General features: G+C 65.6%; 12 protein-coding genes. 2 read left to right on the plus strand and 10 right to left on the minus strand.

Translation table 11 applies throughout. The features are described from left to right. Nucleotides 1-26: 26 nt before the first annotated feature. Nucleotides 27-1,127, minus strand: coding sequence for a Gfo/Idh/MocA family oxidoreductase (locus tag J3E61_RS27190; protein WP_210085983.1), 1,101 nt, complete (start codon nucleotides 1,125-1,127; stop codon nucleotides 27-29). 145 nt (nucleotides 1,128-1,272) lie between these two features. Here J3E61_RS27190 and J3E61_RS27195 point away from each other — a divergent pair, with 145 nt between their 5' ends. Next, nucleotides 1,273-3,450 carry a glutamine synthetase III gene (locus tag J3E61_RS27195; RefSeq protein WP_210085984.1) on the plus strand — a complete coding sequence of 726 codons (2,178 nt, stop codon included), beginning with the start codon at nucleotides 1,273-1,275 and terminating at the stop codon, nucleotides 3,448-3,450. 309 nt (nucleotides 3,451-3,759) lie between these two features. Here the strand turns inward: J3E61_RS27195 and J3E61_RS27200 are convergent, their stop codons facing one another. The 8 genes from J3E61_RS27200 to iolC are packed head-to-tail and all read right to left on the minus strand — an operon-like array spanning nucleotide 3,760 to nucleotide 12,702. Beyond that, nucleotides 3,760-5,253 (minus strand): CoA-acylating methylmalonate-semialdehyde dehydrogenase, encoded by a 1,494-nt coding sequence (locus J3E61_RS27200; protein ID WP_192723449.1) that lies wholly within the window; start codon nucleotides 5,251-5,253, stop codon nucleotides 3,760-3,762. A gap of 9 nt (nucleotides 5,254-5,262) precedes the next feature. Next, the gene (locus tag J3E61_RS27205; RefSeq protein ID WP_210085985.1) at nucleotides 5,263-6,138 is read right to left on the minus strand and encodes a sugar phosphate isomerase/epimerase; all 876 of its coding nucleotides are present in this window, start codon (nucleotides 6,136-6,138) and stop codon (nucleotides 5,263-5,265) included. Beyond that, nucleotides 6,138-7,148 (minus strand): Gfo/Idh/MocA family oxidoreductase, encoded by a 1,011-nt coding sequence (locus tag J3E61_RS27210; RefSeq protein ID WP_210085986.1) that lies wholly within the window; start codon nucleotides 7,146-7,148, stop codon nucleotides 6,138-6,140. Before J3E61_RS27210 ends, J3E61_RS27205 begins: the two co-directional genes overlap by 1 nt. Nucleotides 7,149-7,162: 14 nt before the next feature. Next, nucleotides 7,163-8,065: a TIM barrel protein gene (locus J3E61_RS27215; protein WP_210085987.1), complete on the minus strand. Its 903-nt coding sequence runs from the start codon at nucleotides 8,063-8,065 to the stop codon at nucleotides 7,163-7,165. Continuing rightward, nucleotides 8,062-9,993 (minus strand): 3D-(3,5/4)-trihydroxycyclohexane-1,2-dione acylhydrolase (decyclizing), encoded by a 1,932-nt coding sequence (iolD, locus tag J3E61_RS27220; RefSeq protein ID WP_210085988.1) that lies wholly within the window; start codon nucleotides 9,991-9,993, stop codon nucleotides 8,062-8,064. Before iolD ends, J3E61_RS27215 begins: the two co-directional genes overlap by 4 nt. Before the next feature lies 1 nt (nucleotide 9,994). Further along, entirely contained in the window at nucleotides 9,995-10,855 is an 861-nt protein-coding gene (gene iolB / locus J3E61_RS27225; protein WP_210085989.1) for a 5-deoxy-glucuronate isomerase, read from the minus strand. A gap of 1 nt (nucleotide 10,856) precedes the next feature. Further along, nucleotides 10,857-11,738, minus strand: coding sequence for an aldolase (locus J3E61_RS27230; protein WP_210085990.1), 882 nt, complete (start codon nucleotides 11,736-11,738; stop codon nucleotides 10,857-10,859). Further along, nucleotides 11,731-12,702, minus strand: coding sequence for a 5-dehydro-2-deoxygluconokinase (gene iolC / locus J3E61_RS27235; protein WP_210085991.1), 972 nt, complete (start codon nucleotides 12,700-12,702; stop codon nucleotides 11,731-11,733). The genes J3E61_RS27230 and iolC overlap by 8 nt, the downstream gene beginning before the upstream one ends. Nucleotides 12,703-12,857: 155 nt before the next feature. On the opposite strand from iolC, the gene J3E61_RS27240 reads away from it, so the two are divergent. Beyond that, entirely contained in the window at nucleotides 12,858-13,589 is a 732-nt protein-coding gene (locus tag J3E61_RS27240; RefSeq protein WP_210085992.1) for a GntR family transcriptional regulator, read from the plus strand. On the opposite strand, the gene J3E61_RS27245 is transcribed toward J3E61_RS27240, so the two are convergent. After that, nucleotides 13,586-14,362 (minus strand): TIM barrel protein, encoded by a 777-nt coding sequence (locus J3E61_RS27245; protein WP_210085993.1) that lies wholly within the window; start codon nucleotides 14,360-14,362, stop codon nucleotides 13,586-13,588. The genes J3E61_RS27240 and J3E61_RS27245 overlap by 4 nt on opposite strands. Nucleotides 14,363-14,369: the final 7 nt, after the last annotated feature.

Consider the following 14,369-nt stretch of genomic DNA (forward strand, 5'->3'; position numbering starts at 1 on the left):
TGGCGCCGGTCGGCCTTTAGCCCGGGCTACCCGCTTTCCGGAAAATCCACCCAGGTGCCGTCGTGTTGGTGAGAGGCGATCGCGGCTTCGACCAGTTGGACGCCGATCAGACCGTCGACCCCGGTGGGGATGGACAAGTCGGGTGCATCGCGCCCCCGCAACAGGTCCGCGAGGTCGAGATAGAAGTTGGCGAATGCCTCCAGAAAGCCCTCGGGGTGGCCCAGCCCGACGCGGGTCAGGCGGGTGGCGTCAGGCGACAGCGTGCTCATGCCGTGCGCCAGGATCGTCGCGCCGCCCGCCAGATCACGGACGATCAAGTGCTGCGGATCTTCGTGACGCCACTCCAGGCTCGCGTCGTCGCCGAAAACCCGGATCCGCAGGCCATGTTCGTGACCGGTGGCCGCCATCGTCGCCCACACGGTTGCGGGCGCGCCGTTGGACAGCGTCAACCGCATCGTCGCGTTGTCGAACACCGGCCTGTTCGGCACCAATGTGCTGAGTTCGGCCGAGACGCGCGTGGCCTCGAGTCCGGTGATGTAGCGCAGCAAGTGAAACGCGTGGGTGCCGACGTCGGCCACAGCGGTGGCGACGCCGCCCATTTTCGGATCCATCCGCCACTGTTGGACATCTGCCGACGCCCAGCCCGACGCGTGTTCTGCGGCGACGAAGCGAATGCGGCCGAGGTCGCCGTTGCGCACCATCCGCGCGGCATGCCGAACCATCGGATAGGCCGAATAGATATGGGGCACAGCGAGAATCGCGTTGTTGGCTTTCGCGATTGCCACCAGCTCGGCCGCAGACGCCGAGTCGTTGGTGAGCGGCTTCTCGCAGACGACGGCGATACCCGCCTCGAGGAAGGCCTTGGCGATGTCGAAGTGGCTGTCATTGGGCGTGACGACCGCGACGACGTCCAGTCGCCCGGACTCCGTGCGGGCCATGTCCTGGTAGTCGTCGTAGACGCGCTCCACGCCCAGGGTGGTGGCAAACTCAGCCGAAGCGGCTGTGTCGCGCCCGAAAATGCCTGCGGCAAGGTCGTATTGGTTGTCCAGCCACATGGCGTGGCGGTGCGCGGCGCCGATCATCGCGCCCGGGCCGCCACCGACCATGCCAGCAGTCAGTCGTCGCATTGCCCCATTCTCCCGCGTGCGCCCGCCGACGGGGGACACGCCGCGTTGACGCCGACGTAACAAGTTTGCCATCGACGGTCCCTAGGGTTGGCCGGTCAACGTCGAGCAAATCAGATGCCGGGCATCTGGGGTGATAGGAACTGAATTGAGCGGAAATGCGGTGCGCCTGCAGGCGATCAACGACGTCGAGGCGCATGTCCCTCCTGCGATCAGCTTCGACCCGGGCGAGGCGCCCGGATCGATCTTCGGGTCGAATGTCTTCACCAAGGCCGAGATGCAGGTGCGGCTGCCTAAGTCGGTCTACAAATCCGTGGTTGCGACCATCGAGAAGGGCGCGAAACTCGACCCGGCGGTCGCCGACGCGGTGGCCGCGGCGATGAAGGACTGGGCGCTGGAGCGCGGCGCGACGCACTACGCCCACGTCTTCTACCCGATGACCGGGCTGACGGCCGAGAAGCACGACAGCTTCCTTGAACCGGTGTCCGACGGCCAGACGTTGGCCGAGTTCGCCGGCAAAACCCTGATCCAGGGTGAGCCCGACGCGTCGAGTTTCCCATCGGGTGGCCTGCGCAGCACGTTCGAGGCGCGCGGCTACACCGGCTGGGACGTCACCAGCCCGGCCTACATCTTGGAGAACCCGAACGGCAACACGCTCTGCATTCCGACGGTGTTCGTGTCGATGACCGGCGAGGCCCTGGATTACAAGACGCCGCTGCTGCGCAGCCAGCAAGCCATGGGTACGCACGCCGAGCGCATCCTGAAGCTGTTCGGCCATGAGCAACTCGAGAAGGTGGTGTCGTTCTGCGGTCCTGAGCAGGAGTACTTCCTCGTCGACCGCCACTTCTTCCTCGCGCGACCGGACCTCATCAACGCCGGTCGCACCCTGTTCGGGGCCAAGCCGCCCAAGGGCCAGGAATTCGACGACCACTACTTCGGTGCGGTACCCGAACGGGTCCTGGGCTTCATGATGGACACCGAGCGGGAGCTGTTCAAGCTCGGCATTCCGGCCAAGACTCGGCACAACGAGGTGGCACCCGGCCAGTTCGAGGTGGCACCGATGTTCGAGCGCGCCAACCTGGCCTCCGACCACCAGCAACTGCTGATGACGACGTTCAAGACCATCGCCAAGAAGCACGGCATGGAATGTCTGTTCCACGAGAAGCCGTTTGCGGGTGTCAACGGTTCGGGCAAGCACGTCAACTTTTCGGTAGGTAACGCGGAACTCGGCAGCCTGCTGGTGCCGGGGGACACACCGCATGAGAATGCTCAGTTCCTGGTGTTCTGTGCGGCGGTCATCCGGGCCGTGCACAAATACGCACCGCTGCTTCGCATCTCGGTGGCATCGGCGACGAACGACCACCGGCTCGGTGCCAACGAGGCCCCGCCCGCGATCATTTCGATCTTCCTCGGCGACCAGTTGGCCGACGTGTTCGAGCAGATCGCCAAGGGCGCGGCCACGTCGTCCAAGGGCAAGGGCACGATGATCATCGGCGTCGACACCCTGCCGCCGCTGCCGACCGATCCGGGCGACCGCAACCGCACGAGCCCATTTGCGTTCACCGGCAACAGGTTCGAGTTCCGCGCCCCGGGATCTGGTCAGACCGTCGCGGTGCCGATGATCATCCTCAACACGATCATGGCCGACTCGTTCGACTACATCGCAACGATCTTGGAGAAGGCGGTCGAAGACGGCGAGGACTTCGACAAGTCGGTGCAAAAACTGCTCACCGACATCATCACCGAACACGGGGCGGTCGTCTTCAACGGCGACGGCTACTCGGAGAACTGGCAGATCGAGGCGGCCGAGCGCGGCCTGCCGAACTTCAAGACAACGCCGGACGCGCTGCCGTCGTTGATCGCACCCGAGTCCGTCGAGCTGTTCGACAAGTACGGTGTGTTCAACGAGCGAGAACTGCACAGCCGCTATGAGGTTCGGCTGGAGCAGTACGCGCTGACCATCGGGGTGGAAGCCAAGCTGACCTTCGAGATCGGCTCGACGGTCGTGCTTCCCGCTGCGCTGCGCTATCAGACGGAACTGGCGCAGAACGTGGCCGCATTGAAGAAGGCCGGTGTCACGCCGAGCCTGGCGCTGTTGGAGGCGGTGTCCGAACCGCTCACCGCATTGACCAGTGCGTTGGCCGATCTGAAGAAGGCGCTCGCCGACCATCACGCTGAGAGCGCCTACGACGAAGCGCTGCATGCGCGCGACGCGTTGCTGCCTGCGATGGATGCGGTCCGTGCCGCGGCCGACGCGCTGGAAGGCGTTGTGGCCGACGATCTTTGGCCGCTGCCGACCTATCAGGAGATGCTGTACATCCTCTGAGCAGACGTCGCCGAGTGTGGGGTGGTGCCCGTCAGCGCGGGCACTGGTAAACCCGCATACCCCACACTCGGCGATCCTCATACGCCGAGCGTGCGTGTCTGTACGCAGACACGCCGCCATTTGTGTGCATTTCGCGCACGCTCATCGCGGCCGAAGGTGCGCAAAACGTACGGGTTTCGCGGTGTGTTGCGGTGCAGACACGCACGCTCGCGGGCTGTGAGCGTGCACAAAATGCTCGCTGCGAGCGGCGTGTCGCGGAGCAGACACGCACGTCCCCTACTCACGTGTGGGCCCACGCGGTAGTTGGGGCTACTTGTTCTGCGGGAAGCCCAGTTCGATGCCGCCGTGGCTGGGGTCGAGCCAGCGGCTGGTGATGGCTTTGCCGCGGGTGAAGAACTGGACTCCGTCCATGCCGTGGGCGTGGGTGTCGCCGAACAGCGAAGCCTTCCAGCCGCCGAAGCTGTAATAGGCCATCGGCACCGGGATCGGCACATTGATGCCGACCATGCCGACCTCGACCTCGTTTTGGAAGCGTCGGGCCGCGCCGCCGTCGTTGGTGAAGATCGCGGTGCCGTTGCCGTATGGGTTCGAGTTCACCAGATCGAGGGCTTCGTCATAGGTCTCGACGCGCAGCACCGAGAGCACGGGCCCGAAGATCTCGTCGGTGTAGACGCTCATCTCGGGGGTGACGTGGTCGATCAGGGTGGGGCCCAGCCAGAATCCCTCGGGCCCGCCGTCGGCCTTCACCGTGCGGCCGTCGACGACGATCTTGGCGCCGTCGGCCTCGCCGGCGTCGATGTAGGAGGCGACCTTGTCGCGGTGCGCGCTGGTGACCAGTGGGCCCATGTCGGCGTCTCCGGTGCCGTCGCCGGTCTTGATAACGCGGGCACGCTCGGCGATCTTGGCGACCAGATCGTCGGCGATCGGGCCGACAGCCACACACGCGCTGATGGCCATGCAGCGTTCCCCAGCTGAGCCGAAGCCGGCGTTGACCATCGCGTCTGCGGCCAGATCCAGATCGGCGTCGGGCAGGATCACCGCGTGGTTCTTTGCCCCGCCCAAGGCCTGGACGCGCTTTCCGTGCGCGGTGCCGGTTTGGTAGACGTACTGCGCGATCGGGGTCGAGCCGACGAACGAAACGGATTTGATCTTGGGGTTGGTCAGCAGTTCGTCGACGGCGGTCTTATCACCTTGTAGAACGTTGAAAACCCCTGGGGGGAGCCCAGCTTCGGCCCACAGGTTGGCCAGCCACAGCGACGCCGACGGATCCTTTTCCGACGGCTTGAGCACGACGGTGTTGCCTGCAGCGATGGCGATGGGGAAGAACCACATCGGCACCATGGCCGGGAAGTTGAACGGGCTGATGATGCCGACCGGACCCAGCGGTTGGCGGATGGAGTAGACGTCGACCTTGGTCGAGGCGTTCTCGGTGAACCCGCCCTTGAGCAGATGCGGTATCCCGCAGGCGAATTCGACGACCTCCTGGCCGCGCGACACCTCACCGAGTGCATCGGAGACGACCTTGCCGTGCTCGCTGGTGATGATCTCGGCCAGCTCACCCTTGCGCTCGTTGAGCAGCTCCCTGAACTTGAACAGCACTTGAGTGCGCTTGGCCAGCGAGGTGTCGCGCCACGCGGGGAACGCCGCGGCGGCCGCATCGATCACGGCGCGCGCATCCTCGACGGTGGCCAGCGCCACGTGCCCGGTCACCGCGCCGGTCGCCGGATTCGTCACGGGCTGGCTGTTGTCTGCGTCGCCCGCATAGGGCTTGTTGTTGATCCAGTGGGGGATTGTCTGTGTCATGTGCTGTTCCTATTTGCGGTATTTGGATACGTATTCGGACATGGTGGCGAGTTGGTAGCGCGACACCTCGTTGGCGTTTTCGTTCTCGGCGAAAACCGATGACACCATGACGGTGTCGGAGCGGTCGTAGAACTCGATCTCGGCCAGGCCGCCGAAGAACTCGTCCCAGTCGACGTCGCCGTCGCCGATCTTGAGGTGCTGGTGCACTCGTGCCGGGTTGCCCGGCGGGTTGGTGATGTAGCGAAGGCCGTGGCTGCGACGATGGTCCATCGTGTCCGCGACATGCACCAGACGCAGCCTATCGCCCGCCGTACGGATGATCTCCGTCATGTTGCCGCCCATGTGGAAGGCGTGGCAGGCGACGAAAACGAAACCGACGTTCGGCGAGTTCAGCCCACGGATGATGCGCAACGCCTCGAGCCCATCCTCGACGAAATCGTCTGGGTGCGGGTCGATTCGGACGTCGATGCCCTCACGCTCGAAGATCGGCAGCAGCTCCTCCATCGAACGGAAGAACGCCCGCTCGGACTCCTCGGCCCGTTCAGGCCGCCCGGAGAACTCGGTGTTGATCACGTTGACGCCGAGGTCGACGGTGATCTGGATGACGCGCTTCCAGTTGCGCACCGCGGCTTCACGGGCATCCTCGTCGGGTCCCGACCAGCGCAGCACCGGCAGCACCGACGCGATGCCGACGCCCGCATCAGCGCATGCCTTGCGGAACCGGGTGACCAGTTCGTCGTCGGCGCGCGGATGGTTGAAGAACGGGATGAAATCCCGGTGCGGGGTCAGCTGCAGATGCTCGTAACCCAATTCCGCCACCACGCGCGGCAATTCGAGCAGCTCGAAATCGTGGTGGAACGGGGTGGGATCCAGCGCGACCTTCATCAAACGCTCACTCGTTCCGCAAGCTCGACGTCGACGGCTTCGCCCGTCTCCAGCGAGCGGACACCCGCCTCGCAGACCGCGGCCGCTGCGTAGCCGTCCCACGCCGTCGGTCCGTCGACGTTGACACCGGACCGCACAGCATCGACCCACCGCTGCACCTCGATGTCATAGGCGGTCCCGAACCTCTCCCTGAAGCCCGGCGTGATGCGTCCGCCCCAGAGTCCCGGGGCCGACTTGCGCACCAGTCCGACGTCCAAACCGATGAGGGCGCTGCCGAGTTCGCCGACGACCTCGGTGCGTACTTCGTAGGCGACCCCCGTGGTGACGAACACCTCGACGTCGACGTGCCTGCCGCTGGCCGTGCGGAAGATCGCGATCTGCGGGTCCTGCAGTCCGCGCGGTGCACCGCGATTCGGCATCGGCCTGATGATCTGCACCGACGCGATCTCCTCGCCGAGCAGGAACCGCGTCACGTCGACCTCATGCACCAGTGAGTCCCGCACGATCATCGCGGAGTCGAAACTCGTTGGCACCGTGGGGTTTCGGTGCACACAGTGCATCACCAACGGCTGGCCGAGTTCGCCGCCGTCGATCAGCATCTTCAGGTGCTGGTACTCGGGATCGAAACGACGCATGAAGCCCACTTGAATCAGCGGCTTGCCCAATGCAGCCTCCCGCCGCACCACCTCCAGCGACGAGGCCGAGTCCGTGGTCAACGGTTTCTCGCACAGCACCGGCTTGCCCTGTTCGAGGCAGGCCAGCAGTTGCTTCTCGTGCGTGGGCCCCGGTGTCGCGAGCACCACGGCGTCTACGTCGTCGGCGTTGATCGCGTCGAACGGATCGGTGGCCACCCTCGAGTCGGGAACGGAAGCCGCGACTTCCGCGGCCTTCTCCGGCAGGTAGTCGTTGATGACGGCGACCCGAGCGCCGCTGATCTTGCTAGTGATGCGGGTGACGTGGTCGGCACCCATCATGCCGACGCCGAGCACGGCAATACGCAAATCTGACATGGTCTTTCGAACTCCTAGAACTTCACCGACGGGACGCCACACGACCCGAGGTAACTGCGGGTGCGTGTAGCGATCGGCAGCGGCTGATCGGGTTCGCACGGGTACATGTCCTGCTCGACGATCGCGAAGACGTCGATGCCGAGTTTCTCGATGGCGTCGAGCAACGGCGGCATCTCCGGGATTCCGCGTGGCGGTTCGGTCATCGCGCCGAGCCTGACGGCCTCACCGAACGGCAGATCCTCCGCCTCGACCTTGGCCCGCACCTCCGGATCGACCTGCTTGAGATGCAGGTAGCCGATGCGCTCGGGCGCCCGGTTGATGATCGCCAGATTGTCGCCGCCGCAGTAGCTGATGTGGCCGGTGTCCAGGCAGAGGTTGACGAAATCGGAATCCGTGCCGTCCAGGAAGCGGTAGACATTCTCCTCGGTGTCGACGTGGCTGTCGGCGTGCGGGTGGTATTGCGCTCGCACGCCGTAGCGTTCGAACATCGCCTTGCCGAGTTCGTTCATGCCGCCGGTCTTCTTGCGCCACTGCTCAGCGGTGAGGTTTCGGTCCTCGAGAACCTCGCCGGTGGCCGGGTCACGCCACATCTCGGGGATGACCACGACATGCTTGCCGCCGACAGCGGCGGTCAGCTTTGCGACGTCCTCGATCTGCTTCCACACGGCATCCCAGGAATTGTCCTGGTGCAGATGCTCGAAAACCGTTCCCGCCGAGAGCTTCAGGTTGCGCGCCGCGAGTTCGTCGGACAGCCGCTGCGAGTCGGTGGGCAGATAACCGTACGGCCCTAACTCGATCCACTGATAACCGGCCGCAGCCACCTCGTCGAGGAAGCGGGCATACGGCGTCTGCTTGGGATCGTCGGGGAACCACACGCCCCACGAGTCGGGTGCTGAGCCGACGAGAATGGTGCTCATTCCGATGGCCTGATCAACGGTCGCTGAACCTTCTTCCATTCGGCGTAGGTCTCATACGCCGTATTCGTGGACTCCAATGCCGAAACCTGGCTCACCGGAACGTCCCACCACGATTGGCTGTCAGGCGCATACACCAGCGGATCGGTCTCGACATGAATGACGGTGGTGTGCTCACTGGCCTTGGCCACCTTGACCGCATCGGTGAACTCGGCGGCCGTCGTCACGCGGATCACCTCGGCCCCGAGGCTGGCGGCGTTGGCGGCTAGATCAACGGGCAGCTTGTCCCCGTCGAGGCGGCCGTCGCTGCTGCGATAGCGGTAGGCGGTGCCGAACCGCTGCGAGCCCAACGACTCCGACAGCGAACCGATCGACGCGAAGCCGTGGTTCTGCACCAGCACCACGATGACCTTGAGACCCTCTTGCACCGCGGTGACGAGTTCGGTCGCCATCATCAGATACGAGCCGTCACCGACCATGACGAACACGTCGCGGTCGGGGGCGGCCATCCGGATGCCGATACCGCCTGCGATCTCGTAACCCATGCAGGAGTAGCCGTATTCGACGTGGTAGCCCTTGCGTTCGCGGGTACGCCAGAGCTTGTGTAGGTCACCCGGCATCGAGCCGGCCGCGCACACCACCACATCGCGAGGATCGGACAACGTGTTGGTCAGCCCGATGACCTGGCTCTGGTTCAGCGCGCTGCCGTCGTCCTCCACCCGATAGGCGGCCGACACGGTCTGGTCCCATTCCTGTGCGAGTTCTGCTGCCTGCGCCCGATATTCGTCGGTCACCGAGTAGTCGCCCAGCGCCCTCGACAAAGCCTCCAGAGCTTCGCGCGCGTCGGCGACCACCGACAGGCCGCCCTGTTTGACCGCGTCGAAGGACGCCACGTTGATGTTGACGAACCGCACATCGGGATCGTTGAAAGCGGTGCGGGAGGCGCTGGTGAAATCGCTGTAGCGGGTGCCGATCCCGATCACCACGTCGGCCGCAGCGGCCAGCGCATTGGCGGCGGTGGTCCCGGTCGAGCCGATCGCGCCGACCTCTTGGGGATGGTCATACGGCAGCGCTCCCTTGCCTGCCTGCGTCTCCGACACCGGGATCCCGGTCTTCTCGACGAACGCCGCAAGCGCGTCGCTGGCGCCGGAGTAGATCACGCCACCGCCCGCGACGATCAACGGCCGCTGCGCGGATCGAATGACCTCGGCCGCCCGCGCGATGACCGACCGCTCAGGGACGGGGCGCGCAACGTGCCAAGTCCGTTCGGCGAACAGCGATTCCGGCCAGTCGAACGCCTCGGCCTGAACATCCTGCGGTAAGGCGACGGTGGCTGCGCCTGTTTCGACGGGGTCGGTGAGCACGCGCATCGCACCCAGCAGAGCCGACGGCAACTGCTCCGGGCGCCATACCCGGTCGAAGAAGCTTGACAGCGGCTTGAACGCGTCGTTGACCGTCAGCTCGTTGTCATGCGGCTGTTCGAGGTCCTGCAGCACAGGTGCGCTCACGCGCGTTGCGAACGTGTCAGACGGCAACAGCAGCACCGGCAGCCGGTTGATGGTGGCGAGCGCCGCGCCCGTCAACATGTTGGTCGAACCGGGCCCGATGCTGGCCGTCACCGCCCACGCCTGCATCCGGTCCTTCTGTCGTGCGTAGGCCGCCGCGGTGTGCACCATGGCTTGTTCGTTGCGGCCCAACACATATCGCAGCGAAGGACCGTTTGTGTCCAGGTCGGCCTGCAGCAGCGCCTGGCCGATGCCCGCTACGTTGCCGTGGCCGAAGATGCCGAAGCAGCCTGCGAAGAACTTGCTGCGTTCGCCGTCACGCTCGACGTACTGGTTGGCGAGGAACCGAATGGTGGCCTGCGCGACCGTGAGTCGGACGGTCGGCTCGTTGTGTGGCGTTTTGAATGCGGATGCTTTGGAGACCACGTCACACTCCTCGTGATCGCAGGGGCAGCCGGGGGTCGACGGCCTGGTCTTCCCAGGTGCCGCGCAGCCAGGCGTGTTCGGGGTCGTCGACGATCTTCCAGGCCCGTTCCTCGCCGGGGCCTGCCATCACGTTCAGGTAGTACATGTGGTAGCCGGGCGCGGCGACGGAGGGACCGTGGTAGCCGTGCGGGACGAGGACGACGTCGCCGCTGCGGACCTCTTCGAGCACCTCGATGGGGCGGTCGGGTGTGCCGTACACACGGTGATAGCCGAAGCCGCGGGAATCATCTGGCCCCGAATCGATCTCGAAGTAGTAGATCTCCTCCAGAGCCGACTCGACGGGCGTGTTCTCGTCGTGCTTGTGCGCCGGATAACTCGACCAGTTGCCGCCGGGGGTGATCACCTCGCACGCGATCAACGAATCGGCCTCGAAAACGCCTGCGGTGCCGAAGTTGTGCACCTGGCGGCTGCAGTTGCCGGTGCCGCGAAGCTCGACAGGCACATCGGCGGCGACCACCCGGCGGTTGGGCAGTCGGCGGGTAGCGCGCGCACCGCAGATCGCAAACCGGCCCTCACCGGACAGCGTGAATGTCTGACCGATGCCGAGGTACACCATGTCGGCGGGACCATCGAAAACCGATGTCCGCAAAGACAATACGAACGTCTCACCGTCGGCAGCCACGGAGCCCTGTCCGGACAGCGGCAGGATCATCACCTCGGTGTCGGCGGTCTCGAGCGTCAGGTCGGAATCGATTTCGACGACGCGCAGGCTCGACTCGGTCCAGCCTGCCGACTCGGGGGTCACGTCGACGGTGTACGGGGACGTCGCGCTGCGTGCCGGGATGTAGTACTTGCTATGCATGTCACCTCACCATCGAGACGGCGGTCGCGACCGCTGAACTGACATCGTCGTCGGCCGGGTAGAGCAGGGTGCGACCGACGATCAGGCCGCGCACCGACGGCAGCGCGAGTGCCTTCTCCCAACTGGCGAACGCCTCGTCGGGGTCGGCGGGATCACCGCCGAGCAGCAGGGTCGGCAGCGTCGTCGCCTCCATCACCCGGTCCATCTCCTCGACCACCGGCAGCTTCATCCAGGTGAACGCCGACGTCGATCCGAGCCCCTGCCCGATGTGGATCGACTTGATCACCGCGTCGGGGGACAGGTCGTTGCGAACCTTGCCGTCGACGCGTGATGACATGAACGGCTCGACCATGGCGATCAAACCGTGCAACGCAAGCTCGTCGACCGCCCGCGCGCACGACTCCAAAGTGGCCACGGTGCCGGCATCGCCGAGATCGATGCGGCACAGCATCTTTCCACCGTTCATCCGCATCGCGGCGGTCGCGGCGGCCGTGGTCGCCGTCATCCGGTCATCGAGTTCAAATGCTGCGCCGGCCAGGCCGCCGCGGTTCATCGACGAGAACACGACCTTGTCCTCGAGCGCGCCGAGCAGCACCAGATCGTCGAGGATATCGGCGGTGGCGAGGACACCGTCGACACCGGGATCGGCGAGCGCCGCCCGCAACCGGTCGAGTAGATCGGTGCGGCTGTTCATCGCAGTCGGTCGGGAGCCCACCGCGAGCGCACCGCGGGCGGGGTGGTCGGCGGCGACGATCATCAGTCGACCGTTGCCGCGCACCGTCGGCCGGGTGACGCGGTTCTGCCATGCCCGGTCGATCGCGCCGGGATCACCCGCGCGCACCTCGGTGACCTCCGCGTAGCTGCTGCAAAGCGCGCTAGACATTGACGGCCTCCACCGCCGCCTGTTCGGCGAGTTCGGCCACCTCCGCAGCCGTCGGCATAGCCGTCGAGCACTCCAGCCGCGACGCGACAATCGCCCCTGCGGCGTTCGCGTAGCGCAGCGTCTTCTCCAGCGGCCAGCCGTGCAGCAGACCGTGACACAGGCTGCCGCCGAACGCATCACCGGCGCCGAGGCCGTTGACGACGTCGACTTCGTTGGGCGCCACCATCACATGCGAATGCCGGGTCTTGCCGAGCACACCGCGCGGGCCCTGCTTGACGATCGCCAGCTCGACGCCGAGCTCGAGCAGCGCGTCAGCGGCCTTGTGCGGGTTGCGCTCTCCGACCGCGATCTCGCATTCCTCGCTGTTGCCGACCGCGACCGTCACATGCTGCAGTGCACGCTGCACCTGTTCGGTCGCCGCGGCGGGCGACTCCCAGAACATCGGCCGGTAGTCAAGGTCCAGGACGGTGAACGGTCGCCGCGCACGCACTTCCCACGCCGCGAAATGCGCACTGCGGCTTGGTTCCTCGGACAGACCGGTGACCGTCGACCAGTACAACCGGGCGTCGCGAATCGCGTCGGCGTCGATCTCGTCGGCGCGAATTTGCAGGTCCGGCGCGCTCGGCTTGCGGTAGAAGTACAGCGGAAAATTGTCGGGCGGAAAGATCTCGCAGAACGTGACGGGCGTCGGGTACTCGCCGTGGGTTGCCACATAGCGGTTGTCGACGCCCAACCGGGCCAACTCGTTGCGAACGAAGGTGCCGAACGGATCGTCGCCGACGCCGGAGATCAGCGCGGCGCGGTTGCCCAGTCGTGCCGCGGCCACCGTCACATTGGCGGCGCTGCCGCCCAGAAACTTGCCGAACGTCGTGACGTCCTCGAGGCCAACACCGGTCTGCAGGGGGTAGATGTCGACGCCGCTGCGCCCGATGGCGAGGACGTCAAATGGCTGTGCGGTGCTCAAAGTCAGCCTTCCAAGAAAGGGGTGATTGCTCGGTAACGACTGTGCCCCGGGTCACGCGGCGCTGTCAATACTTTGTCCTGACATTCTATCTTTTGATCACGCGATGTTAGGATGCAGCTACTGTTCATCTGGTCGAATGGGAGATCGGAGACGACGTGCCCCTGACGGTGGAGCTCGACAGGTCCAGCCCTGTTCCCCTCTACTATCAGCTCGCTCAAGCCATCGAGGCTGCGATCCGCGACGGCGAACTGGCGCCGGGTGATCGCTTCGAAAACGAACTGGCGCTGGCAAAGCGGCTGACCCTGTCCCGACCGACGACCCGGCGTGCGATCCAGGAATTGGTCGACAAGGGCCTGCTGGTGCGCAAGCGGGGAGTGGGCACGCAGGTGGTCCAGAATCCCGTGCATCGCAGAGTGGAGCTGACCAGTCTGTTCGACGACCTCGCCCGCGCCGGGCAGGAGCCGACCACCCAACTGCTCGACTACCGGGTGGGTCCCCCCGAGGAAGAGGTCGCCAGCGAGCTCAACCTTGCCGCCGACCGTGAGGTGGTCTCGATTCATCGCCTGCGCTGTGCCAACGGCGAGCCGCTTGCGGTGATGATCAATCATCTGCCCGCCGAGATCGCGCCGGACGCCGAGGAGCTGGAGAGCAACGGGCTGTACCAGTCGCTGCGGGCGCGCGGTGTGCACATCCGGTTGGCGCGCCAGCGCATCGGCGCACGCGGCGCCAGCCGAGCCGAAGCCCGGCTGCTGGACGAGAAACCCAACGCGCCGCTGTTGACCATGGCGCGCACCGCGTTCGACGACTCCGGCACGGCGGTCGAATTCGGCACGCACTGCTACCGCGCTTCGCGGTACTACTTCGACACCACGCTGGTGGACCGCTAGGAGCTGAACGCGGCCCGGAATGCTTCCAGCGCCGCGACGCTGTCACCGGAAGCCCACGCCTCCATGCCGACCGTGCCGCTGAAACCCATGTCGCGCAACGCTTTCGCGATCGCCGGGTAGTTTATTTCGCCGGTGCCGGGCTCGCAGCGGCCGGGGACGTCGGCGACCTGAATCTCGCCGATCGCGTCGCCGCAACGGCGCAGCAGTTCGATCAGATTCCCCTCGCCGATCTGCGCGTGGTACAGGTCGAGCATCATCTTCACGTTCGGATGACCGACGCCTTCCACCAACGCCAGCGTGTCCTTGGCGCGGGCCAACGGGACACCGGGATGATCGACGATCGTGTTGAGGTTCTCCACGCAGAACGTGACGTCCGCCGCGGCGCCGAGTTCACCGATGCGCGCGAGTGTGCGCAGCGCGGTGGCCCACATTTCGCCGTCGGCGCGGAACCGCGGGCGGGCCGCCTTGCCGTCGACCAGCTCGGCGGTGTGCAGGTTGAGCCGCGTAACACCAAGTGTCTCAGCGGCTTTGATCGATAGCTCGGCCGTGCGTACGACCTCGTCCGCGGTCGCCGGGTCGATGAGATCCCCATGGAGATACCCCGTCATCGAGGTGAATCGGGCTCCGGTCGCCGCGAGCGCTTCGAGGTCTTTGTCGTGCCAGCTCCAGATCTCCACGGCAAAGCCCAGCCCGTGAATGCGCCGGATCCGTTCGACGATCGGCAACTCTGTGAAGACCATTTCCGAACAGACCGCAAGCTCGAAGTCACTCATGGCTTTG

The organism is Mycobacterium sp. OAE908 (assembly GCF_017872775.1).
Taxonomy (GTDB): domain Bacteria; phylum Actinomycetota; class Actinomycetes; order Mycobacteriales; family Mycobacteriaceae; genus Mycobacterium.

Coding starts and splice junctions, on each gene's coding strand:
- J3E61_RS27190 (WP_210085983.1), bottom strand. CDS start 1,127: ATGCGACGACTGACTGCTGGCATGGTCGGTGGCGGCCCGGGCGCGATG.
- J3E61_RS27200 (WP_192723449.1), bottom strand. CDS start 5,253: ATGACACAGACAATCCCCCACTGGATCAACAACAAGCCCTATGCGGGC.
- J3E61_RS27205 (WP_210085985.1), bottom strand. CDS start 6,138: ATGAAGGTCGCGCTGGATCCCACCCCGTTCCACCACGATTTCGAGCTG.
- J3E61_RS27210 (WP_210085986.1), bottom strand. CDS start 7,148: ATGTCAGATTTGCGTATTGCCGTGCTCGGCGTCGGCATGATGGGTGCC.
- J3E61_RS27215 (WP_210085987.1), bottom strand. CDS start 8,065: ATGAGCACCATTCTCGTCGGCTCAGCACCCGACTCGTGGGGCGTGTGG.
- iolB (WP_210085989.1), bottom strand. CDS start 10,855: ATGCATAGCAAGTACTACATCCCGGCACGCAGCGCGACGTCCCCGTAC.
- J3E61_RS27230 (WP_210085990.1), bottom strand. CDS start 11,738: ATGTCTAGCGCGCTTTGCAGCAGCTACGCGGAGGTCACCGAGGTGCGC.
- J3E61_RS27245 (WP_210085993.1), bottom strand. CDS start 14,362: ATGAGTGACTTCGAGCTTGCGGTCTGTTCGGAAATGGTCTTCACAGAG.